This is a genomic window from Pseudomonas sp. A-R-19, from assembly GCF_019956575.1.
Lineage (GTDB): Bacteria > Pseudomonadota > Gammaproteobacteria > Pseudomonadales > Pseudomonadaceae > Aquipseudomonas.
In genome coordinates this window covers 23,765-47,405 of the sequence record NZ_JAHBDR010000044.1, presented here as the reverse complement: position 1 = coordinate 47,405, position 23,641 = coordinate 23,765, and the positions used below count along the sequence as shown (strand labels likewise).

The window sequence follows — 23,641 nt, the reverse complement described above, 5'->3', positions numbered from 1 at the left end:
TCCCGGTCATTCCCGTTCGAGGGTAAAACCTCGAACGGTCGCCTCCAGCTCACTCGACATCTGTTTCAGTGCCTGGATGGTTTTCACCGCCTCCTGCTGCGCCGCGACATTTTCCTCGACCCGCTGCGCCACGTTCTCCACATTGCGCGCCACGTCTTCGCTGGCTTCACGCTGTTCCTGCAAGGCATTGGAGATCTGGCTGACTGCATTGAGTGACGCGTTGAGCGCGGTCTTGACGTCATTCATCGACGCGCCGGCGCTGTCGATCAACTGCTGGCCCTGAAGCACGCGCTCGCGGCCAGTGCTCATGCTGCTGTTGGCTTTTCGCATGCCGCTTTGAATGGTGCTCACCAGCACCACAATCTCAGCGGTAGAGCGGGTCGTGCGGGTTGCCAGTTCCCGCACTTCGTCAGCCACCACGGCAAACCCGCGCCCTTGATCGCCGGCCCGCGCCGCCTCGATGGTGGCATTGAGTGCGAGCAGATTGGTCTGTTCGGCAATGCTGTGGATCATGCCGACAATTTTCCCGATGGCGTTGGAGTGCAGGGTCAATTGGTCGATTTCATCTGACGTCTGGGTCACCAGCTGGGCGATCTGCTGCATCTCGATGATAGAGCGCGCCATGGTGGCAATTCCGCAAGCGGTGATCTGTTCGGCCTTTTGTGTGGTGTCGTGTGCCTGCGCGGCGTTCTCGGCAATGTGCGTGATGTTGGCTGACATCTGTTCCGCAGCGGCGGCAATGGAAGAGGCCGCGCCATTTTGCTCGGCAGCCTGTTTCAGGCCTTGTTCAGACGAGATGCTCAGGTTCAGGGTCGAGGACTCGATATGCTGCGAGGCCTCGCGCACCTTGCCGATCATGCTGGCCAGGCTGCGTCGCATGGCCTCGACCGATTGCATGACACCCGTTGACGTCGTGTTAACTATCACTGGATCGCCGAGCCTGCCTTGGGCAATCCTGGTGCTGATACTGGCCAGCTCGTGAGGCTCGGCGCCCAGGTATCGCGCCAGCCTGGCGCTGAACAGCAGGGCATAAAGACTGCCAAACAACAGTGCCAGGGCCAGGACCACGGCCATCTGCCTCAAATTGACCACATAGAGTGCCTGGCTATGCTCGAACTGTCGGCGTGCCTCTTTAAGTTGGACATCGGTCAGTTGCGAAAACAGTGAGGTCAGCGGGTCAATCAAGGGGTACAGCTGGTGGACGGCGAAATGCTCCAGGCTCTGACTGGCGGCTTTGTTGCGGTTCAAGACCGCCTGCAAACGCTGAAGCGGTACTTCGGTCGCCTGCATCAGTGGTGTGATTTCGTTGATCAGTCGCACCTCTTCATCAACCAGGCGGGTCGACAGGTAGGTGCGCCAAAGCGGTTGGATTTCAAGCATCGCTTGCCGTATCTGTTGCGCCGCGTCGACGCTACTGAGGATGCCGTCGCGGGCCTTGTGGATAGCGTCGACGATCTGGACTGAATACAGCTCGGAGATTTTCTTCAGGTCCTGTTGCGGGATGACCCGGTCCAGGTAAACCGTCTCCAGTCCCTGCACCGTAGTGCGCATACCGTACAGGCCGAGTGCGCCGATGCCGGTCAGGCTGCCCAGCAGGATGCCGGCCAGCAGCAGGAGGTGGGTTTTGACTTTCCACTGTTTCATTGCGCGTTCCTCACAGGAGTGACTTCAGGGGGCTTGCTCGTGAAGTCGGCGAGGATTGATGGAGGTGGAGTCGGATGTTTCTGATGATGTTGTAGGGTGTTTCTGGAATGCGCTCAATTGGGCACCAGGTGTTACCGAACGCCCCAGCGTGGCGCAAAACCGCGCTCAAGTAACAAAACCCATCGCTACAAAAAATCCTCCTGAAAAATTTCATCTTCGCCAGAACCCTTATTCCAGGCGCTCTCCAGCCGTTTCAGGATTTTTCTTGAATGCTCATCCAACAAGTTGGCCGCTTGATTGCATATGCTTGTATGTACAAGTAAAGACGTATGCGTATGAGTCGCGAGGACTCAACCATCGTCCACTGATTCGCCGGTGTGCACTGATGCCCATTGGCTTGCTCGCCCACTGCCTGGGTTGGTTTTGGATTGATTGCTGAGGAGTTCTTTTCGTGACTAAATTTCGTGACGTTGAAATCCGCGCTGCCCGCGGTAACAAGCTGACCGCCAAGAGCTGGCTGACCGAAGCGCCGCTGCGCATGCTGATGAACAACCTCGACCCTGAAGTCGCCGAGAACCCTAAAGAACTGGTGGTCTACGGTGGTATCGGTCGCGCTGCACGTAACTGGGAATGCTACGACAAGATCGTCGAAAGCCTGACCAACCTGAACGACGACGAGACCCTGCTGGTGCAATCCGGCAAGCCGGTCGGCGTGTTCAAGACCCACAGCAACGCCCCGCGCGTACTGATCGCCAACTCCAACCTGGTTCCGCACTGGGCGAGCTGGGAGCACTTCAACGAGCTCGATGCCAAAGGCCTGGCCATGTACGGCCAGATGACCGCCGGCAGCTGGATCTACATCGGCAGCCAGGGCATCGTCCAGGGCACCTACGAAACCTTCGTTGAAGCCGGTCGCCAGCACTACAACGACAACCTGACAGGCAAGTGGGTACTGACCGCTGGCCTGGGCGGCATGGGCGGCGCACAGCCTCTGGCTGCAACCCTGGCCGGTGCTTGCTCGCTGAACATCGAATGCCAACAAGTCAGCATCGATTTCCGTCTGAAAAGCCGCTATGTCGACGAACAGGCTACTGACCTCGACGACGCGCTGGCCCGCATCGCCAAATACACCGCCGAAGGCAAGGCGATCTCCATCGCCCTGCTGGGCAACGCGGCAGAAATCCTGCCGGAACTGGTCAAGCGCGGCGTGCGCCCGGACATGGTCACCGACCAGACCAGCGCCCACGACCCGCTCAACGGCTACCTGCCGGCCGGCTGGACCTGGGACCAGTACCGCGAACGCGCCAAGACTGAACCGGCCGCTGTGATCAAAGCCGCCAAGCAATCGATGGCCGTGCACGTCAAAGCAATGCTCGACTTCCAGAAAATGGGCGTTCCGACTTTCGACTACGGCAACAACATCCGTCAGATGGCACAAGAAGAAGGCGTGGAAAACGCATTCGACTTCCCTGGCTTCGTACCGGCCTACATCCGTCCGCTGTTCTGCCGCGGTATCGGTCCGTTCCGCTGGGCTGCACTGTCGGGCAACGCTGAAGACATCTACAAGACCGACGCCAAGGTCAAAGAGCTGATCCCGGACGACGCTCACCTGCACAACTGGCTGGACATGGCTCGTGAACGCATCAGCTTCCAGGGTCTGCCGGCACGTATCTGCTGGGTTGGCCTGGGCCTGCGCGCCAAGCTGGGCCTGGCGTTCAACGAAATGGTGCGCAGCGGCGAACTGTCCGCGCCAATCGTGATCGGTCGCGACCACCTGGACTCCGGTTCGGTATCGAGCCCGAACCGCGAAACCGAATCGATGCAGGACGGTTCCGACGCTGTTTCCGACTGGCCACTGCTCAACGCTCTGCTCAACACCGCGAGCGGCGCGACCTGGGTTTCCCTGCACCACGGCGGCGGCGTCGGCATGGGCTTCTCCCAGCACTCGGGCATGGTGATTGTCTGCGACGGTACTGACGAAGCGGCCGAGCGTATCGCTCGCGTGCTGCACAACGACCCGGCGACCGGCGTCATGCGTCACGCCGATGCCGGTTACCAGATCGCCATCGACTGCGCCAAGGAACAAGGGCTGAACCTGCCGATGATTACCGGCAAATAACGCAGAACCCTGTAGGAGCCGGCTTGCTGGCGATGGCGGTTCGCCTGACACACCATGGTGTCTGAATCGCCAGCAAGCCGGCTCCTACAAAGAGTTTGTCCAACCCAGAATAACAATCCATAGAGGTTGAACCATGGCTGTTAACAGCGATCGTGCAAGCAACAAGCCGTTGATCGAGAAGCGTTCGATCGACTACATCCCGGAAGCGGAAAGACACGGTCGTCTGTTAAGCCAGTTCACCCTGTGGATGGGTGCCAACCTGCAAATCACCGCGATTGTCACCGGTGCCTTGGCGGTGGTGCTTGGCGGTGATGTGTTCTGGTCATTGATCGGTCTGTTGATCGGTCAATTGCTGGGCGGCGGCGTAATGGCGCTGCATGCGGCGCAAGGTCCCAAGCTTGGCCTGCCGCAGATGATTTCCAGCCGGGTACAGTTCGGCGTATACGGCGCGGCCATCCCGATCGTGCTGGTCTGCTTGATGTACCTGGGCTTCACCGCAACGGGAACCGTGTTGTCCGGCCAGGCGCTGGGGCAGTTGTTTGGCGTCAGCGACACCGTCGGTATCCTCCTTTTCGCCAGTGTCATCGTGCTGGTCACGGTGCTCGGCTATCGGGTGATCCATTGGATCGGCCGTGTTGCCAGTGTCATTGGCGTGATTGCCTTTGTTTATCTGTTCAGCCGTCTGATGAACCAGGTCGACGTTGGCGCACTGTTGCAAATCCGCCACTTCAGCTGGAGCAGTTTCCTGCTCGCGGTGTCGCTCGCGGCATCCTGGCAGATCGCCTTCGGCCCTTATGTGGCTGACTATTCTCGCTACCTGCCGAGCAAGACTTCCGCGGTGAAAACGTTTTTTGCCGCAGGCGCAGGTTCGGTCATTGGTGCGCAGGTGGCGATGGTCCTCGGCGTGTTCGCGGCCGCTTCGGCCAACGGGCAATACGCCGGCCACGAAGTGGCCTACATCGTTGGCCTGGGTGGTACCGGTGCCACCGCTGCGCTGCTGTACTTCAGCATCGCGTTCGGCAAGGTCACCATCTCCACGCTGAACTCGTACGGCAGCTTCATGTGCATTGCGACCATCATCAGCGGTTTCCGTGGTGACCTGAAGGTAACGCGCTTGCAGCGCCTGGTCTTCGTGCTGGTCATCGTCGGTGCTGCGACCCTGATGGCGTTGCTCGGTCAGCACTCGTTCCTCGGTGCGTTCAAATCTTTCATCCTGTTCCTGCTGGCGTTCTTTACTCCCTGGAGCGCGATCAACCTGGTGGACTACTACTGCATCACTCGCGAACGCTATGACGTACCGGCTCTGGCCGATCCGAATGGTCGCTACGGTCGTTGGAACCTTCTCGGTATCAGCGTCTATGTGTTCGGTGTGCTGGTACAACTGCCGTTCATCTCCACCAAGTTCTATACCGGTCCGTTGGTGGCGGCCCTGGGTGATGTGGATATTTCCTGGGTCATCGGCCTGGTGCTACCCGCCGCCCTGTATTACGTATGCGCAAAAAAATGGCACGGCACAGTGCCTGATCGTTTGATCCTGCCGGTCGAGCAGGGCGCGGTCACCGAACAAAAGCAGAATGTGGGTCGCGCTGCGGCGCAGGCCTGATTGGACGTGGACAGGGCTGGATGCCTCTTGACTGCCGTAAGCCAATTCATGATTAGGAGCGTCACAACAATGAAATCGAACAAGACCCTGCTGACCACATTGCTTTCCATGGGCCTGCTGGCCAGCGCCGGCGCCACTCAGGCGGCGGGCTGGTGCGAATCGGGTAAACCGGTGAAATTCGCCGGCCTGAACTGGGAAAGCGCGATGCTCCTGACCGACGTGATGCAAGTCGTGCTGGAGAAAGGCTACGACTGCAAGACTGACAGCCTGCCGGGCAACTCCATCACCATGGAAAACGCCTTGGGCAGCAACGATATTCAAGTGTTTGCCGAAGAATGGGTCGGCCGTAGCGAAGTCTGGAACAAGGCCGAGAAGGCCGGCAAGGTCATCGGTGTCGGCGCGCCGGTTGTTGGCGCAATCGAAGGCTGGTACGTGCCGCGCTACGTGATCGAAGGCGACGCCAAGCGCAAGCTGGAAGCCAAGGCTCCGGACCTGAAGAACATTGCTGACCTGGGCAAATACTCGGCGATCTTCAAGGACGCTGAAGAACCCTCCAAGGGCCGTTTCTACAACTGCCCGGCCGGCTGGACCTGTGAGCTGGACAACAGCGAAATGCTGAAAAGCTACGGTCTGGAAAGCACCTACACCAACTTCCGCCCAGGCACCGGCCCGGCGCTGGATGCCGCCGTGCTGTCGAGCTACAAGCGTGGCGAGCCGATCCTGTTCTACTACTGGTCGCCAACGCCGCTGATGGGTCAGGTCGATGTAGTGAAACTCGAAGAGAAGCCAGGCGTGAACAAGACCGTGAATATCAAGGTCGGCCTGTCCAAGACTTTCCACGACGAAGCGCCAGAACTGGTAGCCGTTCTGGAAAAGGTCAACGTGCCAATCGACTTGCTGAACCAGAACCTGGGGCGCATGACCAAAGAGCGGATCGAGTCGCCAAAACTGGCCAAGATCTTCTTGAAGGAACATCCTGAAGTCTGGCACGCGTGGGTGAGCGAAGACGCAGCCAAGAAAATCGACGCGGCCTTGTAGGTTGGGCTTCTCCCGCTGTCGGCAACGGCAGTCGGATGCTTGATCGCAACCCCTTGATTGAGAGTCTCTTATGTTTCCCGAAAGCTTTACTTTTTCCATCGCCGACTGGGTCAACGGTTGGGTCGATTCGCTGGTCACCAACTACGGCGACGTGTTCCGGCACATCTCCGACACCCTGTTGTGGGCCATCGTCAATCTTGAAAGCCTGCTGCGTGCGGCACCCTGGTGGCTGATGCTGGCGATCGTGGCGGGCGTGGCCTGGCACGCGACTCGTAAAGTCGTGACCACGGCAGTGATCGTCGGCCTGCTGTTCCTGGTGGGAGCGGTCGGCCTCTGGGACAAGCTGATGCAGACCCTGGCGCTGATGATGGTGGCGACGATCATCTCGGTGTTGATCGGCATTCCGCTGGGCATTCTCTCGGCCCGCAGCAACCGCCTGCGTTCGATACTGATGCCGTTGCTGGACATCATGCAGACCATGCCGAGCTTCGTGTACCTGATCCCGGTGCTGATGCTGTTTGGCCTGGGCAAGGTCCCGGCGATTTTCGCCACGGTGATCTACGCCGCGCCGCCGCTGATCCGCCTGACCGACCTGGGCATTCGCCAGGTCGACGGTGAAGTGATGGAAGCGATCAACGCCTTCGGTGCCAATCGCTGGCAGCAACTGTTCGGCGTGCAACTGCCGCTGGCCCTGCCGAGCATCATGGCCGGGATCAACCAGACCACCATGATGGCCCTGTCGATGGTGGTAATCGCCTCGATGATCGGTGCCCGTGGCCTGGGTGAAGACGTGCTGGTGGGGATTCAGACCCTCAACGTTGGACGCGGCCTTGAAGCCGGTCTGGCGATCGTGATTCTGGCTGTGGTGATCGACCGCATTACACAGGCGTACGGTCGCGCACGGCATGAGGTGAGCAAATGAACAACGCAACCGTGAGCAAGATCGAAGTCAAGAACGTCTTCAAGATTTTCGGCAACCGTGCCAAGGAAGCGCTGGCCATGGTCGGCCAGGGCAAGACCAAGGATCAGGTGCTAGCCGAAACCGGCTGCGTGGTCGGCGTGAACGACCTGTCGCTGAGCATCGGCAGCGGCGAGATCTTCGTGATCATGGGCCTGTCGGGTTCCGGCAAGTCGACCCTGGTCCGCCACTTCAACCGCCTGATCGACCCGACCAGCGGCGCGATCCTGGTGGACGGCGTGGACATCCTGCAATACGACATGGAAGCCCTGCGCGAATTTCGCCGGCGCAAGATCAGCATGGTGTTCCAGAGCTTCGGCCTGCTGCCGCACAAGAGCGTGCTGGACAACGTCGCCTACGGCCTGAAAATCCGTGGCGAAAGCAAAGCCATGTGCGCCGAGCGTGCGCTGCACTGGATCAACACCGTGGGCCTCAAGGGCTACGAAAACAAATACCCGCATCAACTTTCCGGCGGCATGCGTCAGCGTGTGGGCCTGGCCCGTGCCTTGGCGGCGGACACCGACATCATCCTGATGGACGAAGCGTTCAGTGCCCTCGACCCGCTGATCCGCGCGGAGATGCAGGACCAGTTGCTGGAGCTGCAAAAGACCCTGCACAAGACCATCGTCTTCATCACACACGACCTCGACGAGGCCGTGCGCATCGGCAACCGCATCGCGATCCTCAAGGACGGCCGCCTGATCCAGGTCGGCACGCCGCGAGAGATCCTGCACTCGCCGGCGGATGAGTATGTCGACCGCTTTGTGCAGCGTCGGGCGGCGGTGGTTTAAGGCGTACCGCTTTTTGTGGCGAGGGGGCTTGCCCCCGTTCGAGTGCGCAGCGCTCGCACAATCAGTTAACCGGATAAATCTGACACACCAGAAAGCCAGAACAGGGCTGCTTCGCAGCCCAACGGGGGCAAGCCCCCTCGCCACAGGGTGTCATTGGTCAACAGAATTGGTATGAGGCTCCAGATGTCCCAGGCTGAAAAAATCGTTATCACCGAAGCGCAGGTAACTTGGCAGGATGTGGTCGCTGTCGCCCGTGATGGCGCGCAGCTTGAGCTGTCGGCGCCGATCTGGGCGCGCATCGAAAACGCGCAGGCCATCGTCCAGCGCATCGTCACCAGCGGCGAACGTGCCTACGGCATCAACACCGGCCTGGGCGCGCTGTGCAACGTCTCGCTGCAGGACGAACAACTCAGCCAGTTGTCGCGCAACACCCTGCTCAGCCACGCCTGTGGCGTTGGCGCGCCACTGACCAATGAGCAGACCCGCTCGATCATGTGCGCCGCCGTCGTCAACTACAGTCACGGCAAATCCGGCCTGCACCGTCAGGTCGTCGAAGCGCTGCTGGCGTTGCTCAACCGCGGCATCACCCCGCAAGTGCCGTCCCAGGGCTCCGTGGGTTACCTGACCCACATGGCCCACATCGGCATCGCGCTGTTGGGCGTGGGCAATGTCAGCTATCGCGGGCAGATCGTTTCCGCACAGCAAGCGCTGGCCGAAGAAGGCCTGCAACCCGTCAAGCTGGGTGCCAAGGACGGTTTGTGCCTGGTCAACGGCACGCCGTGCATGAGCGGCCTGAGCTGCCTGGCGATTGCCGATGCCACGCGCCTGCTGGAATGGGCCGACGTGATCGGCGCCATGAGCTTCGAAGCCCAGCGTGGGCAGATCGATGCATTCGACGCCGAGATCATCGCGCTCAAGCCACACCCGGGCATGCAACAGGTCGGGATCAACCTGCGGGCCTTGCTCGACGGCAGCGAAGTGATCGCCCAGAGCAAGGGCATTCGCACTCAGGATGCCCTGAGCATTCGCTCGATCCCGCAGGTGCACGGCGCCGCTCGCGACCAATTGGCACACGCAATCAAGCAGATCGAAACCGAACTCAACGGCGCCACCGACAACCCGCTGGTGCTGGGCACCGCGGACAATTACCGCGTGGTGTCCCAGGCCAACCCTCATGGCCAGTCCGTGGCAATGGCGGCGGACCTGCTGGCGATCGCCATGGCGGAAATCGGCTCCATCGCCGAGCGTCGCCTGGACCGTTTGATCAATCCGCACGTCAGCGGCCTGCCGGCGTTCCTGGTGGCCAACCCGGGCGTGAACTCCGGGATGATGATCGTGCAATACGTGGCCGCGTCGCTGTGCGCGGAGAACCGTCAACTGGCGCAACCGGCGGTGCTCGACAACTACGTCACTTCCGGCCTTCAGGAAGATCACCTGAGCCTGGGCACCAACGCTGCGCTGAAGCTGCATCGTGCCTTGGAAAACTGCACGCAGATCCTCGCCATCGAGTATTTGCTCGCGGCCCAGGCGTTTGAGTTCCTGAAAGAACAACGCTTCGGTGCGGGCACCGACACCGCTTGGCGTCTGCTGCGTGAGCGAGTGCCTGCCTACGACCAGGACCGTTGGCTGGCACCCGACATTGCCGCCGCTGCCAGCGTTCTGAAAGACCCTGTTTTGCTGCAGAAAGCTTTACCGAATTTGCACTGATTTCCCTACAAAACCAGCGTGCCAAGGCGCCACCCCCTCAAAAAGGGGGATGCGACGGACAACGGATATCTCCGGAGCGTCTGGTTAGTTAATAGCTAACTCTCAAAAGGAGCACAAAATGACTTCGCTAAACCTGATTCCCGGCCAACTGACCCTCGCCCAACTGCGCGACGTCTATCAGCAACCGGTGAAACTGACCCTCGACCACAGCGCCTCGGCCCAGATCGAAGCCAGCGTCGCCTGCGTGGAACAGATCCTCGCCGAGAACCGTACCGCCTACGGCATCAACACCGGTTTCGGCCTGCTGGCGTCGACCCGTATCGCCAGCGAAGACCTGGAAAACCTGCAGCGCTCGCTGGTGCTGTCCCACGCCGCCGGTGTCGGCCAGCCGATCAGCGATGAGTTGGTGCGTTTGATCATGGTGCTCAAGGTCAACAGCCTGAGCCGTGGTTTCTCCGGTATCCGCCGTGTGGTAATCGATGCGCTGATCGCCCTGATCAACGCCGAGGTGTACCCGCACATTCCGTTGAAAGGTTCGGTCGGTGCTTCCGGTGACTTGGCGCCTTTGGCGCACATGTCGCTGGTGCTGCTGGGCGAGGGCAAGGCGCGCTACAAAGGCGAGTGGATGGAAGCCACCGAAGCGCTGAAAGTTGCCGGTCTGACCCCACTGACCCTGGCTGCAAAAGAAGGCCTGGCGCTGCTCAACGGCACCCAGGTGTCCACCGCGTTCGCCCTGCGTGGCCTGTTCGAAGGTGAAGACCTGTTCGCCGGTGCCCTGGCCCTCGGCGGCCTGACCGTTGAAGCGGTACTGGGTTCGCGTTCGCCGTTCGACGCACGCATCCACGCTGCCCGTGGCCAGAAAGGCCAGATCGATGCCGCCGCCGCGTATCGCGATCTGCTCGGCGAGCGCAGCGAAGTCTCCGACTCCCACGAAAACTGCGAGAAGGTCCAGGACCCGTACTCCCTGCGCTGCCAGCCGCAAGTCATGGGCGCCTGCCTGACCCAGTTCCGCCAGGCCGCCGAAGTGCTGGCCATCGAAGCCAACGCCGTCTCGGACAACCCGCTGGTGTTCGCCGCTGAAGGCGACGTGATTTCCGGTGGTAACTTCCACGCCGAGCCAGTGGCCATGGCCGCCGACAACATGGCCCTGGCCATCGCTGAAATCGGTTCCCTGAGCGAACGCCGCATCTCGTTGATGATGGACAAGCACATGTCGCAACTGCCGCCGTTCCTGGTGGCCAACGGTGGCGTGAACTCCGGCTTCATGATCGCCCAGGTGACCGCTGCGGCACTGGCCAGCGAAAACAAGGCCTTGTCCCATCCCCATTCGGTGGATAGCCTGCCGACCTCCGCCAACCAGGAAGACCACGTGTCGATGGCTCCAGCGGCTGGCAAGCGTCTGTGGGAAATGGCCGAGAACACCCGTGGGATTCTCGCTGTGGAATGGCTGGCGGCGGTACAGGGCCTGGACCTGCGCAACGGCCTGAAAACCTCGCCGAAGCTGGAAAAGGCTCGTGCCATCCTGCGTAACGACGTGCCGTTCTATGAGAAGGACCGCTTCTTTGCGCCGGACATCAATGCGGCGACTGAGTTGTTGGCTTCGCGTTGCCTGAACGAGCTGGTGACGGCGAAGTTGCTGCCTAGCCTGTAAGGCCCCCTCGCTGGCAAGCCAGCTCCTACAGGGGGTCGCATAAACCTGTAGGAGCCGGCTTGCCGGCGATTCGATTTAACGTCGAATAACAATAATTAGGGACGAGAAATGCAACAGCCAGAAAAAGGTTTGAAACGCGGGCTCTCTGCCCGACATATTCGCTTCATGGCGCTGGGGTCGGCAATCGGCACCGGGCTGTTTTACGGTTCTGCCTCGGCCATTCAAATGGCCGGGCCTGCGGTGCTGCTCGCGTACCTGATCGGTGGCGCGGCAGTGTTCATGGTCATGCGCGCCCTCGGTGAGATGGCGGTGCACAACCCTGTTGCCGGTTCTTTTGGCCAGTACGCCAGCACCTACCTGGGTCCGATGGCGGGCTTCATCCTCGGTTGGACCTACGCATTCGAAATGGTCATCGTCGGCATGGCCGACGTTACCGCGTTCGGTATCTACATGGGCTTCTGGTTCCCGGAGGTTTCCCGCTGGATCTGGGTGCTGGGTGTCGTTTCCATCGTCGGCGGCTTGAACCTGTGCAACGTCAAAGTCTTCGGTGAAATGGAGTTCTGGCTGTCGCTGCTCAAGGTCGCGGCCATCGTCGCGATGATCCTGGGTGGTTTCGGCATCATGTGGTTCGGCATCAGCTCGGCCCCAGGGCAAGCGACCGACATCAGCAACCTCTGGACCCAGGGCGGCTTCATGCCCAATGGCATGGGCGGTCTGATCGCTTCGTTCGCGGTGGTGATGTTTGCGTTTGGCGGTATTGAAATCATCGGCGTAACGGCAGGTGAAGCCAAGGACCCACAGCACGTGCTGCCTCGGGCGATCAATGCCGTACCGTTGCGGATCCTGCTGTTCTACGTGCTGACGATGCTGGTGCTGATGTCGATCTTTCCATGGCAGCAGATCGGCAGCCAGGGCAGCCCGTTCGTGCAGATTTTCGACAAGCTGGGGATCAGCTCGGCGGCCACCATCCTCAATATCGTGGTGATCACGGCGGCGATTTCGGCGATCAACAGTGACATCTTCGGCGCTGGCCGCATGATGTTCGGCCTGGCCCAGCAAGGCCATGCACCCAAGGGCTTCGCCCGCCTGTCGCGCAATGGCGTGCCATGGATGACGGTCGTGGTGATGAGTGCCGCGCTGTTGCTGGGCGTGCTGCTGAACTACCTGATCCCGGAAAACGTGTTCCTGTTGATCGCTTCCATCGCGACCTTTGCCACGGTGTGGGTCTGGCTGATGATTCTGGTGACCCAAGTGGCCATGCGCCGGTCCATGAGCGCCGAGCAGGTTGCACAACTGAAATTCCCGGTACCGCTCTGGCCCTACGCGCCGGCGGCGGCAATTGCCTTCATGCTGTTCATTTTCGGCGTGCTGGGCTATTTCCCGGACACCCAGGCAGCGCTGATTGTCGGCGTGGTCTGGATCGTGTTGCTGGTGCTGGCTTACCTGACGTGGGTGAAACCGGCGGCGGGCCAGGCAGCCCTGGTGACGCAGGACCCTACTTTTTCTCATCGATAACCTAATGGAGGCCAAGGATGAAAACTCTCTGGCAACACTGTCACGTCGCAACCATGGCACAAGGCGTCTACTCGATCATCGAAGACGCGGCCATCGTGACGTCAGGAGCGCACATTGAGTGGATCGGCCCGCGCGGTGAGTTGCCGGCGGGCGAGTACCAGGCCATCAATGATTTGAACGGGGCCTGGGTCACACCGGGCCTCATTGACTGCCACACTCACACGGTGTTCGGCGGTAACCGCAGCGGTGAGTTCGAAAAGCGCCTGCAAGGCATCAGCTACGCGGAAATCGCCGCCAGCGGTGGCGGCATCGCCAGCACCGTGCGCGCCACCCGTGCCGCCAGCGAAGACGAGTTGTTTGCCAGTGCCGCCAAGCGTCTGAAAAGCCTGATGCGCGATGGCGTCACCAGCATCGAAATCAAGTCCGGCTACGGCCTGGACCTGGCCAACGAGCGCAAGATGCTGCGCGTGGCCCGTCGCCTCGGCGCCGAACTGCCGGTCAGCGTGCGCAGCACCTGCCTGGCGGCTCACGCCTTGCCGCCGGAATACGCCGATCGCGCTGATGACTACATCGATCACATCTGCGCCGACATGCTCCCGGCCCTGGCCGCCGAAGGGCTGGTCGACGCCGTGGACGCGTTCTGCGAGTACCTGGCGTTCTCCCCGGCGCAGGTCGAGCGGGTGTTCATTGCCGCCCAGGAACTGGGCTTGCCAGTGAAGCTGCACGCCGAGCAGTTATCGTCGCTGCACGGCTCGAGCCTGGCGGCGCGTTACCACGCGTTGTCCGCCGATCACCTGGAGTTCATGACCGAAGACGACGCCATCGCCATGGCCAAGTCCGGTACGGTCGCCGTGCTGTTGCCCGGCGCCTTTTACTTCCTGCGCGAAACCCAATTGCCGCCGATGGAAGCCCTGCGCAAGCACGGCGTGAAAATCGCCATCGCCAGCGACCTCAATCCGGGCACCTCGCCGGCACTGTCGTTGCGCCTGATGCTGAACATGGCTTGCACCTGTTTCCGCATGACCCCGGAAGAAGCCCTGGCGGGCGCGACGATTCATGCCGCCACCGCCTTGGGCATGGCTCAAACCCATGGTTCGCTGGAGGCGGGCAAGGTCGCGGATTTCGTCGCCTGGCAAATCGATCGTCCCGCCGACCTCTGTTACTGGCTGGGCGGCGACCTGGAAAAACGCGTCGTGCGCCACGGCGTCGAATCAAGTCTGTAGGAGATCTGTTGTGGATAAGGTTCTGAATTTCAAACAAGGCCGTGTACCGCTGCTGATCAGCATGCCCCATGCCGGTGTGCGCCTGACGCCTGCGGTCGAAGCCGGGTTGATCCCACAGGCCAAAAGCCTGCCGGACACCGACTGGCACATCCCGCAACTTTATGACTTCGCCGCTGAACTGGGCGCCAGCACCCTGGCCGCCGAGTACTCGCGGTTCGTCATCGACCTTAACCGCCCATCCGACGACAAGCCGTTGTACGTCGGCGCGACCACTGGCTTGTACCCGGCCACGTTGTTCGACGGCGTGCCGTTGTTCCGCGAAGGGCTGGAGCCTTCTGCCGATGAGCGCGCGAGCTATCTGGAGCAGATCTGGACGCCATACCACAGCACCTTGCAGCAGGAACTGGCGCGACTGAAGGCCGAGTTCGGCTACGCGCTGCTGTTCGATGCGCACTCGATCCGCTCGCTGATCCCGCACCTGTTCGACGGCAAGCTGCCGGACTTCAACCTCGGCACCTTCAATGGCGCCAGTTGCGATCCTCACTTGGCGACGCAACTCGAAGCGATCTGCGCGCGTCACGACAACTACACCCACGTGCTGAACGGACGCTTCAAGGGCGGCCACATCACTCGCCATTACGGCAACCCGGGCGAGAACATCCACGCCGTGCAACTGGAGCTGGGGCAGTGCACGTACATGGAAGAGTTCGAGCCGTTCCGTTATCGCCCGGATCTGGCGGAGCCGACGCGGGTGGTGTTGAAGGAATTGCTGCAAGGCTTGTTGGCCTGGGGTCAAAAACACTACAAGCGCTAAATCCTGACGCATAACCCTGTGGGAGCGGGCTTGCTCGCGAAAGCGGTGGATCAGCCAGCATTGATGGCGTCTGACACACCCTCTTCGCGAGCAAGCCCGCTCCCACAGGGTATGTGTTCGACCTGATACGGATCATGAGTCGCCACCGTGCAAAACACGGTCGCCACAGTTCGCTTCTACCGCTCGTCTGCTGCGTAATGTTCTGGCCACGGTGCACATAGACACCGACCCGACAATAATCCGCTGCCGCACGAGACTCATTCCGATGAAAAGACTGTTTCCCCGCTGTCTCTCTATTCTCTGCGGCACTGTACTGTTGAGCGCCGGCGCCATGGCCGCGGAGGACGCGTCCTGCAAAACCGTGCGCATGGGCGTGGTCAACTGGACTGACGTGATCGCCACCAGCGGCATGGCCGATGTGCTTCTCAACGGTCTCGGCTACGAAAGCAAGCAAACCAGCGCCGTGCAGCAAATCATCTTCGCCGGCATCCGCGACAAGCGCCTGGACATCTTCCTTGGTTACTGGAAACCGGCGATGGATAAAAACATCGCACCGTTCGTGGCGGCCAATCAGGTCAAGGTCATGGACAAACCGAGCCTGGCCGATGCCCAGGCCACACTCGCGGTCCCGGACTATGTGGCAGCGGCCGGTCTGAAAACCTTCGCCGACATCGCCAGATTCAAAGACCAGCTCGGCGGCAAGATCTACGGCATCGAGCCAGGCAGCGGCGCCAACACCACGATCAAGACCATGATCGAGACCAATCACTTCGGTCTGAAGGACTTCAAACTGATCGAATCAGGCGAGGCCGGCATGCTGGCGGCCGTGCAGCGAGCGGTGAATCGCAAGGAGTTCGTGGTGTTCGTCGGCTGGACCCCGCACCCGATGAACATCAACATGAAGATCACCTACCTGACCGGCAGTGAAGATGTCTACGGTCCGAATGAAGGCGCCGCGACCGTCTCCACCGTGACTGCCCCGGATTACGCCGAGCGCTGCCCGAACGTCAATCGCCTGCTGGAAAACCTGACGTTCACCGCTGCCCAGGAAAGCCAGTTGATGGTGCCGATCATGGAGCGCCAGACGGCTCAGGATGTCGCCAAAAAATGGCTGCGCGAGCATCCGGAAGATCTTCAGCGCTGGCTGGCCGGTGTCAGCAGCTTTGATGGTAAGGACGGCGTGGCCACGGTTCAGGCCAGTCTGAAAAACTGACACCAAAACCCTGTAGGAGCGAGCTTGCTCGCGATAAACCCGAGAACTTCGTGGGGGTATCAGGCTTCCCGCGTCATCGTTGACGACCATCGCGAGCAAGCTCGCTCCTACAGGGGCCATACATTTACCTTTACGGGCACCAGGCTCATGGCTCCTTACCCGCTTTCCGAACAAATGACGGCGTTCGTCGACAAAACCCTGAGCTTCAACAGCACCGACAGCAGTATCACCGGGTTGCGCCAGGCCTACAGCGAGATGTGCCGGGCGTTTACCCCGGCACGCCCCGTCGGGTTGTATGTCGTCGATTTCGAACTGGCCGGCGTGGCGGTTCGTTCCTATCAACCACCGGCCAGCGGTGCGTCCTGCATCGTTTACCTGCATGGCGGTGGCTGGGTGGTGGGGGACCTGGATTCCCACGATTTCATCTGCGCCGAGTTGGCATCGACGCTGGGTGTGCTGGTGATCGCCGTGGATTATCGCCGGGCACCGGAGCATCCGTTTCCCGCTGCGTTCGATGATTGCCTCAAGGTCTGGCGAGCATTGCGCACCGGGCCGTTTCAACTCGACCCGGCGCGCACGCTGGTGGCTGGCGACAGTGCCGGCGGCAACCTCGCGGCGGCGTTATGCCTGGCGCTGCGCGATGCCGGCGAGCCGGTACCGTGCGCGCAGGTGCTGATCTATCCGGGGTTGGGCGGCGATCAGCGCTTGCCATCGCGCAGTGAGTGCATCGACGCGCCATTACTCAGCAGCAGTGACGTCGATTGCTATCACGCGCTCTACCTGCGCGGTACCCGCCACCCGAACGCCTACGCCATGCCATTGCTGGCCACGGATTTCAGCGGACTGCCACCGGCATTGATCGCCGTGGCGCAATTCGATCCGTTGCGCGATGACGGCGTGCTGTACGCCGAGCGACTGAGTGCGGCGGGCGTGGCTGCCACGCTATATGTTGGCGAGGGCCTGGTTCACGGCTGTTTGCGAGCCCGCGGGCAGGTGCCCGAGGTCGATGCGCTGTACGAAATCTTGTTTGGTTATCTGGCGGCAAAACTCTGACTCCGCACGGACATGCTCATTGACGTAATTCGGGTTTATGATGCCCCACGGCAGAATATTAGAAGTCCCCCCAGGGATGAACTCGACCCCCTTACGGAGTGCGCAATGCAGACTTTGTACCCGCAGATCAAACCCTACGCCCGGCACGATCTGGCCGTCGATGCAACCCACACCCTGTACGTCGACGAAAGCGGTTCACCGGAAGGTTTGCCGGTGGTGTTCATCCACGGCGGCCCCGGTGCCGGATGTGATGCCCAGAGTCGTTGCTTCTTCGATCCCAACCTGTATCGCATTGTCACTTTCGATCAGCGCGGTTGCGGTCGCTCCACGCCCCACGCCAGCCTGGAAAACAACACGACCTGGGATCTGGTCGCGGACCTTGAGCGGATTCGCCAGCACCTGGGCATCGACAAATGGGTGCTGTTTGGCGGTTCCTGGGGTTCGACCCTGGCGCTGGCTTATGCGCAAACCCATCCTGAGCGTGTACACGGCCTGATCCTGCGCGGGATCTTTCTGTGCCGTCCGCAGGAGATCGAATGGTTCTATCAGGCCGGCGCGAGCCGTCTGTTCCCCGATTACTGGCAGGACTACATTGCGCCGATCCCGCTGGATGAGCGCGGCGACTTGCTGACTGCGTTCCACAAACGCCTGGTCGGCAACGACCAGATTGCCCAGATGCATGCGGCCAAGGCCTGGTCCACCTGGGAGGGCCGCACCGCGACCCTGCGTCCGAACCCGCTGGTGGTCGATCGCTTCTCCGAGCCACAACGTGCATTGTCGATTGCCCGCATCGAATGCCACTACTTCAGCAACAACGCCTTCCTGGAGCCGAACCAGTTGATCCGCGACATGGGCAAGATCGCTCATTTGCCTGGCGTAATCATCCATGGCCGCTATGACGTGATCTGCCCGCTGGATAACGCCTGGGAATTGCACCAGGCCTGGCCGAACAGCGAACTGCAGGTCATCCGCGATGCCGGTCATGCCGCTTCCGAACCGGGCATCACTGACGCACTGGTCCGCGCCGCCGATCAGATGGCTCGACGTCTGCTCGACCTGGCGCCTGACGAGGCATGAAGGGTCTGCTGCAACGGGTGCGTGGCGCAAGAGTCGAGGTTGCGGGCGAGGTCGTGGGTGCCGTTGATCAGGGATTGCTGGTCCTGGTGGCCGTTGAGCCCGACGACACGCGGGCCAGCGCTGACAAACTTCTCAATAAGCTGCTTAACTATCGAGTGTTCAGTGACGCTGAGGGCAAGATGAATCTGTCCTTGGCGGATGTGGGCGGCGGGCTGCTGCTGGTCTCTCAGTTCACCCTGGCCGCCGATACCAAAAGCGGGCTGCGTCCGAGTTTCTCGACTGCGGCCCCTCCGGCGCTGGGAGAGGAACTGTTCGACTATCTATTAAGCAAAGCGAAACAGGTGCATGGCACTGTGGCATCAGGTAGATTCGGCGCGGATATGCAGGTGCACCTGGTCAATGATGGCCCGGTAACCTTCCTGTTACAGTCCTGAAAGCGCTTGAAACAAGTTTTTAAGCTCATTTCGACTGAAAACAGGGCTTTATCGCGATAAATACTTTGTTACCCCTGATGCGTTGTAACGCGGCCTACTAGATAATCGCGCGCTACGGGGATCAGCGTTCGTTGGTCCATTTTGACTTAGGTAGAGACTTGTCTGGATCCGATTGGGGAATCATTTCGCCCTAGCGGAGTCGGAACAATGCTCGCCAACTTGGCAAGAGTGGTTTGCAAGGGCGGTTTTTTCATGCCGTACACCGTGCAGACCCTTTAACTGGCCGTTGGTTTTTTGATCTGTTTTCGGCGAGGGTTGCTCGTGATTGTTAGTCCCTGTAACGCACCAAAATTGTCTGCCAAACGGTTACGCAGCGCCCTGTTAGCGGGCTCTGCGCTGCTCTGCCTGCTCAGCGCCGGCCAGCTTTGGGCATTCAGTCTGGATGATGTATCGGCCAAGGCAAAAGAGCTGGCCGCGCAGAAATACGAAGCGCCGCGCAGTAACCTGCCGAACGAGTTCCGCGACATGAAATTCGCGGACTATCAGAAAATTCGTTTTCTGACGGAAAAAGCCGAGTGGGCTGATCAGAAGACGCCGTTCAAGCTGTCCTTCTATCACCAGGGCATGCATTTCGATACGCCGGTGAAAATCAACGAAATTACCGCGAACACCGTCGAAGAGATCAAATATGATCCGAGTCGTTTCGACTTCGGCGACATGCAGTTCGATCCAAAGGCCACCGAACAACTGGGTTATGCCGGTTTCCGTGTGCTGTACCCGATCAACAAGGCCGACAAGCAAGACGAAATCATGACCATGCTCGGCGCGAGCTACTTCCGCGTCGTCGGCAAGGGTCACGTCTATGGCTTGTCCGCTCGCGGCATGGCGCTGGATACCGCATTGCCGTCCGGCGAAGAATTCCCGCGTTTTCGCGAGTTCTGGATTCAGCAGCCCAAGCCAGGCGACAAGCACCTGGTGATCTTTGCCCTGCTGGATTCTCCTCGTGCCACTGGCGCCTATCGCCTGACCCTGCGTCCGGGCAGCGATACCATCGTCGACGTCAAGGCGCAGATGTACCTGCGTGACAAGGTCGGCAAACTGGGTATCGCCCCGTTGACCAGCATGTACCTGTTCGGCGCCAACCAGCCGTCGAAAGTACTCAACTACCGTCGCGAGCTGCACGACTCCAGCGGCCTGGCGATCCATGCCGGCAACGGCGAGTGGATCTGGCGTCCGCTGAACAACCCGAAACACCTGGCCGTGAGCAACTTCAGCGTGGAAAACCCGCGCGGCTTCGGTCTGCTGCAACGTGGCCGTGACTTCAGCCACTACGAAGATCTCGACGATCGCTACGACAAGCGCCCAAGCGCCTGGATCGAGCCGAAGGGTGACTGGGGCAAGGGCACAGTCGACCTGGTCGAGATTCCGACCGCCGACGAAACCAACGACAACATCGTTGCTTTCTGGAACCCGGAAAAATTGCCGGAACCTGGCCAGCCGCTCGATGTCGCTTATCGTATGCACTGGACCATGGATGAGGACTCGATTCACGCGCCAGACAGCGCCTGGGTCAAGCAGACCCTGCGTTCGACCGGTGACGTCAAACAGTCCAACCTGATTCGTCAGCCGGACGGCAGCGTTGCCTACCTGGTGGACTTCGAAGGCCCGTCCCTGGCGGCTTTGCCGGCCGATGCGGATGTTCGCAGCCAGGTCAGCGTCGGCGACAACGCTGAGCTTGTGGAAAACAGCGTGCGCTACAACCCTGAAACCAAGGGCTGGCGCCTGACCCTGCGGATGAAGATCAAGGATCCGGGCAAGTCCACCGAGATGCGTGCCGCACTGGTGCAGAACATCGTGCCGGCGGACCTGGCCAAGACTTCGATTCCAGCGTCGAACTCGTCGGTTGCCAAGGCCGACAAGGTTGCCGCCAAGCAACAAGAGAAAGCGGACAAGGAAGCCAAGCAAGCGGAGGCCAAGCAGGCTGAAGCCAAGCCTGTTGCAGATGCCAAGGACAAGGCCAATAAAGACGCCAAGCAGCCTGTCGCTGCCGACGCGGCCCCAGCCACACCGGAATCGGCCCCGACTGAAGAAGTCCTGACCGAGACCTGGAGCTATCAGTTGCCTGCCGATGAGTAACTCTCAAGTACGGCCAGAGACTCTCTCCGAGTATCTGGCGCATCTGCCGATGACCGACCAGCAGCGCGCGGAACTCGCGGGCTGCCAGTCTTTCAGCGAATTGCATGAACGCCTGTCGTCCTCGACGTTCGATGCCCCGACCGAAGCCGCCCAGGCTTCGGTGGGCAAACGCCTGACCCTGAGCACCGCCGAAGAACTGCAGGACGCGGAAATGCTGGTGCTCGACGCCAACGGCCGGGTCTGCCTCAAGGCGACCCCGCCGATCCGGCGGACCAAGGTCGTGCCGGAGCCGTGGCGCACCAACATTCTGGTGCGTGGCTGGCGGCGGATGACCGGTCGAACCAACCCGCCGAAGCCGCCGAAGGACGAACGTGTCCTGCCGGCCGCGCGCTGGCGCACCGTCGGATCGATCCGTCGCTACATTCTGTTGCTGCTGATGCTCGGCCAGACCATCGTCGCCGGCTGGTACATGAAAGGCATCATGCCGTACCAGGGCTGGTCGTTCGTCGACCTCAACGAAGTGCTGCACCAACCGCTGCTGCAAACCGCCACGCAAGTGCTGCCGTATGCGTTGCAGACCAGCATCCTGATCCTGTTCGGGATTCTGTTCTGCTGGGTGTCGGCCGGTTTCTGGACCGCGCTGATGGGGTTCCTGGAATTGCTGACCGGCCACGATAAATACCGTATCTCCGGTAAAAGTGCTGGCAACGAGCCGATTCCAAAGGATGCGCGCACCGCCCTGGTGATGCCGATCTGCAACGAAGACGTGCCACGGGTATTCGCCGGTCTACGCGCGACCTTCGAGTCGGTGGCGGCCACGGGCGACCTGGACCGTTTCGATTTCTTCGTCCTCAGTGACAGTAACGACGCCGATATCTGTGTCGCCGAGCAACAGGCCTGGCTGGATGTCTGCCGCGAAGCTGGCGGCTTCGGCAAGATCTTCTATCGCCGCCGTCGTCGTCGCGTAAAACGTAAAAGCGGCAACCTCGACGACTTCTGCCGTCGCTGGGGCGGTGACTACAAGTACATGGTCGTACTCGACGCCGACTCCGTGATGAGCGGCGAGTGCCTGACCAGTCTGGTGCGCCTGATGGAAGCCACGCCGGACGCCGGGATCATCCAGACCGCGCCACGTGCGTCGGGCATGGACACCCTGTATGCGCGCATGCAGCAGTTCGCCACTCGCGTGTATGGCCCGCTGTTCACCGCCGGCCTGCACTTCTGGCAACTGGGCGAGTCGCACTACTGGGGTCACAACGCGATCATCCGCATGAAGCCGTTCATCGACCACTGCGCCCTGGCGCCGTTGCCGGGTACAGGCGCGTTCTCCGGCTCGATCCTGTCCCACGACTTCGTTGAAGCCGCCTTGATGCGCCGTGCCGGCTGGGGCGTGTGGATTGCCTACGACTTGCCGGGTAGCTATGAAGAGCTGCCGCCAAACCTGCTGGACGAACTCAAGCGTGACCGTCGCTGGTGCCACGGCAACCTGATGAACTTCCGCCTGTTCCTGGTCAAGGGCATGCACCCGGTGCACCGCGCGGTGTTCCTGACCGGCGTGATGTCCTACCTGTCGGCGCCGTTGTGGTTCTTCTTCCTGGTGTTGTCGACAGCGCTTTTGGCGGTCAACACGCTGATGGAGCCGCAGTACTTCCTCGAACCGCGCCAGCTCTATCCGCTGTGGCCACAATGGCACCCGGACAAGGCGATTGCGCTGTTCTCGACCACCATCGTGCTGCTGTTCCTGCCGAAGCTGCTGAGCATCATCCTGATCTGGGCCAAGGGCGCGAAAGAGTTCGGCGGCAAGTTCAAGGTGACCCTGTCGATGCTGCTGGAGATGCTGTTCTCCATGCTGCTGGCGCCGGTGCGGATGATTTTCCACACCCGTTTCGTCCTCGCTGCGTTCCTCGGCTGGGCCGCGACCTGGAACTCGCCACAGCGTGACGACGACTCCACGCCGTGGAGCGAAGCGATCAAGCGCCATGGTCCGCAAACCCTGCTGGGCTTTTTCTGGGCCATGCTGGTGATCTGGCTGAACCCGAGCTTCCTGTGGTGGCTGGTGCCGATCGTCGGTTCGTTGATGCTGTCGATCCCGGTGTCGGTGATCTCCAGTCGTGTCGGCCTGGGCCTGAAGTCCCGTGACGAGAGCCTGTTCCTGATCCCTGAGGAATACAATCCGCCGCAGGCGTTGTTGGCCACCGACCAGTACACCCACGAAAACCGCTGGCATGCGCTGAACGACGGCTTCGTCCGTTCGGTGGTCGACCCACAGCAGAACGCCCTGGCGTGCTCGCTGGCGACCTCCCGGCACAATCAGGCTGAGCCGATCGAGTGGTTGCGGATCGAGCGGGTTCGCCACGCGATGAAGGTTGGGCCTGAAGGTCTGACCAACAACGAACGTGTGCAACTGTTGAGCGATCCGGTGGCATTGGCCCGTCTGCATGAGCAGGTCTGGAACGAAGGTCACCCAGAGTGGCTGGGCGCCTGGCGTAAGTCGGTCAAGGCCGATCCCCATGCACCGTTGCTGCCGCTCAAGCCAATGAGCGAACAGCCTCAGATGGCGTAATAAAAAAACCCGCGAAAGCGGGTTTTTTTATGGCTTGAGGTTTGTTCTTGAGCTTGCACCAGACTCTGCAATAGCAGTGTCTGGTCGATCGCTTTCGCGGGC

The 23,641-nt window shown here is 60.8% G+C and carries 17 protein-coding genes; 16 read left to right on the top strand and 1 reads right to left on the bottom strand.

From position 1 onward, the window contains the following. Window positions 1-6: 6 nt before the first annotated feature. Complete coding sequence (locus tag KGA88_RS10025) at window positions 7-1,644, bottom strand: methyl-accepting chemotaxis protein (RefSeq protein WP_110658361.1); 1,638 nt, start codon at window positions 1,642-1,644, stop codon at window positions 7-9. A 451-nt stretch (window positions 1,645-2,095) separates the two neighbouring features. Between KGA88_RS10025 and hutU the strand changes: the two genes are divergently transcribed. The 16 genes from hutU to mdoH all read left to right on the top strand — a co-directional run bounded on the left by hutU (window position 2,096) and on the right by mdoH (window position 23,539). After that, a complete protein-coding gene (gene hutU / locus KGA88_RS10020; RefSeq protein ID WP_110658360.1) occupies window positions 2,096-3,763 on the top strand; it encodes a urocanate hydratase in 1,668 nt (555 codons plus the stop codon). Between the two features lie 133 nt (window positions 3,764-3,896). After that, window positions 3,897-5,366 (top strand): purine-cytosine permease family protein, encoded by a 1,470-nt coding sequence (locus tag KGA88_RS10015; protein WP_223590493.1) that lies wholly within the window; start codon window positions 3,897-3,899, stop codon window positions 5,364-5,366. 69 nt (window positions 5,367-5,435) lie between these two features. Next, entirely contained in the window at window positions 5,436-6,404 is a 969-nt protein-coding gene (locus tag KGA88_RS10010) for an ABC transporter substrate-binding protein (RefSeq protein WP_223590491.1), read from the top strand. 70 nt (window positions 6,405-6,474) lie between these two features. After that, complete coding sequence (locus tag KGA88_RS10005; protein ID WP_110658357.1) at window positions 6,475-7,326, top strand: ABC transporter permease; 852 nt, start codon at window positions 6,475-6,477, stop codon at window positions 7,324-7,326. Beyond that, window positions 7,323-8,153, top strand: coding sequence for a glycine betaine/L-proline ABC transporter ATP-binding protein (locus KGA88_RS10000; RefSeq protein ID WP_110658356.1), 831 nt, complete (start codon window positions 7,323-7,325; stop codon window positions 8,151-8,153). Before KGA88_RS10005 ends, KGA88_RS10000 begins: the two co-directional genes overlap by 4 nt. Window positions 8,154-8,336: 183 nt before the next feature. Beyond that, complete coding sequence (gene hutH / locus KGA88_RS09995; RefSeq protein WP_110662708.1) at window positions 8,337-9,860, top strand: histidine ammonia-lyase; 1,524 nt, start codon at window positions 8,337-8,339, stop codon at window positions 9,858-9,860. A 118-nt stretch (window positions 9,861-9,978) separates the two neighbouring features. Beyond that, complete coding sequence (hutH, locus tag KGA88_RS09990; RefSeq protein ID WP_223590489.1) at window positions 9,979-11,511, top strand: histidine ammonia-lyase; 1,533 nt, start codon at window positions 9,979-9,981, stop codon at window positions 11,509-11,511. 108 nt (window positions 11,512-11,619) lie between these two features. Further along, the gene (locus tag KGA88_RS09985; RefSeq protein WP_110662171.1) at window positions 11,620-13,026 is read left to right on the top strand and encodes an amino acid permease; all 1,407 of its coding nucleotides are present in this window, start codon (window positions 11,620-11,622) and stop codon (window positions 13,024-13,026) included. Between the two features lie 17 nt (window positions 13,027-13,043). Beyond that, complete coding sequence (gene hutI / locus KGA88_RS09980; protein WP_223590486.1) at window positions 13,044-14,249, top strand: imidazolonepropionase; 1,206 nt, start codon at window positions 13,044-13,046, stop codon at window positions 14,247-14,249. Between the two features lie 10 nt (window positions 14,250-14,259). After that, the gene (gene hutG, locus KGA88_RS09975) at window positions 14,260-15,063 is read left to right on the top strand and encodes an N-formylglutamate deformylase (RefSeq protein ID WP_110662169.1); all 804 of its coding nucleotides are present in this window, start codon (window positions 14,260-14,262) and stop codon (window positions 15,061-15,063) included. A 265-nt stretch (window positions 15,064-15,328) separates the two neighbouring features. Then, window positions 15,329-16,276 carry a choline ABC transporter substrate-binding protein gene (locus tag KGA88_RS09970; RefSeq protein ID WP_223590484.1) on the top strand — a complete coding sequence of 316 codons (948 nt, stop codon included), beginning with the start codon at window positions 15,329-15,331 and terminating at the stop codon, window positions 16,274-16,276. Window positions 16,277-16,423: 147 nt separating this feature from the next. Further along, window positions 16,424-17,329 (top strand): alpha/beta hydrolase, encoded by a 906-nt coding sequence (locus KGA88_RS09965; RefSeq protein WP_223590482.1) that lies wholly within the window; start codon window positions 16,424-16,426, stop codon window positions 17,327-17,329. 105 nt (window positions 17,330-17,434) lie between these two features. Beyond that, window positions 17,435-18,406 (top strand): prolyl aminopeptidase, encoded by a 972-nt coding sequence (gene pip / locus KGA88_RS09960; RefSeq protein ID WP_103397252.1) that lies wholly within the window; start codon window positions 17,435-17,437, stop codon window positions 18,404-18,406. Further along, the gene (gene dtd / locus KGA88_RS09955; protein ID WP_223590479.1) at window positions 18,403-18,840 is read left to right on the top strand and encodes a D-aminoacyl-tRNA deacylase; all 438 of its coding nucleotides are present in this window, start codon (window positions 18,403-18,405) and stop codon (window positions 18,838-18,840) included. Before pip ends, dtd begins: the two co-directional genes overlap by 4 nt. Window positions 18,841-19,161: 321 nt before the next feature. Then, window positions 19,162-20,976, top strand: coding sequence for a glucan biosynthesis protein G (locus tag KGA88_RS09950; RefSeq protein WP_110659666.1), 1,815 nt, complete (start codon window positions 19,162-19,164; stop codon window positions 20,974-20,976). After that, window positions 20,969-23,539, top strand: coding sequence for a glucans biosynthesis glucosyltransferase MdoH (mdoH, locus tag KGA88_RS09945; protein WP_223590473.1), 2,571 nt, complete (start codon window positions 20,969-20,971; stop codon window positions 23,537-23,539). The genes KGA88_RS09950 and mdoH overlap by 8 nt, the downstream gene beginning before the upstream one ends. The last annotated feature ends 102 nt before the right edge of the window (window positions 23,540-23,641 follow it).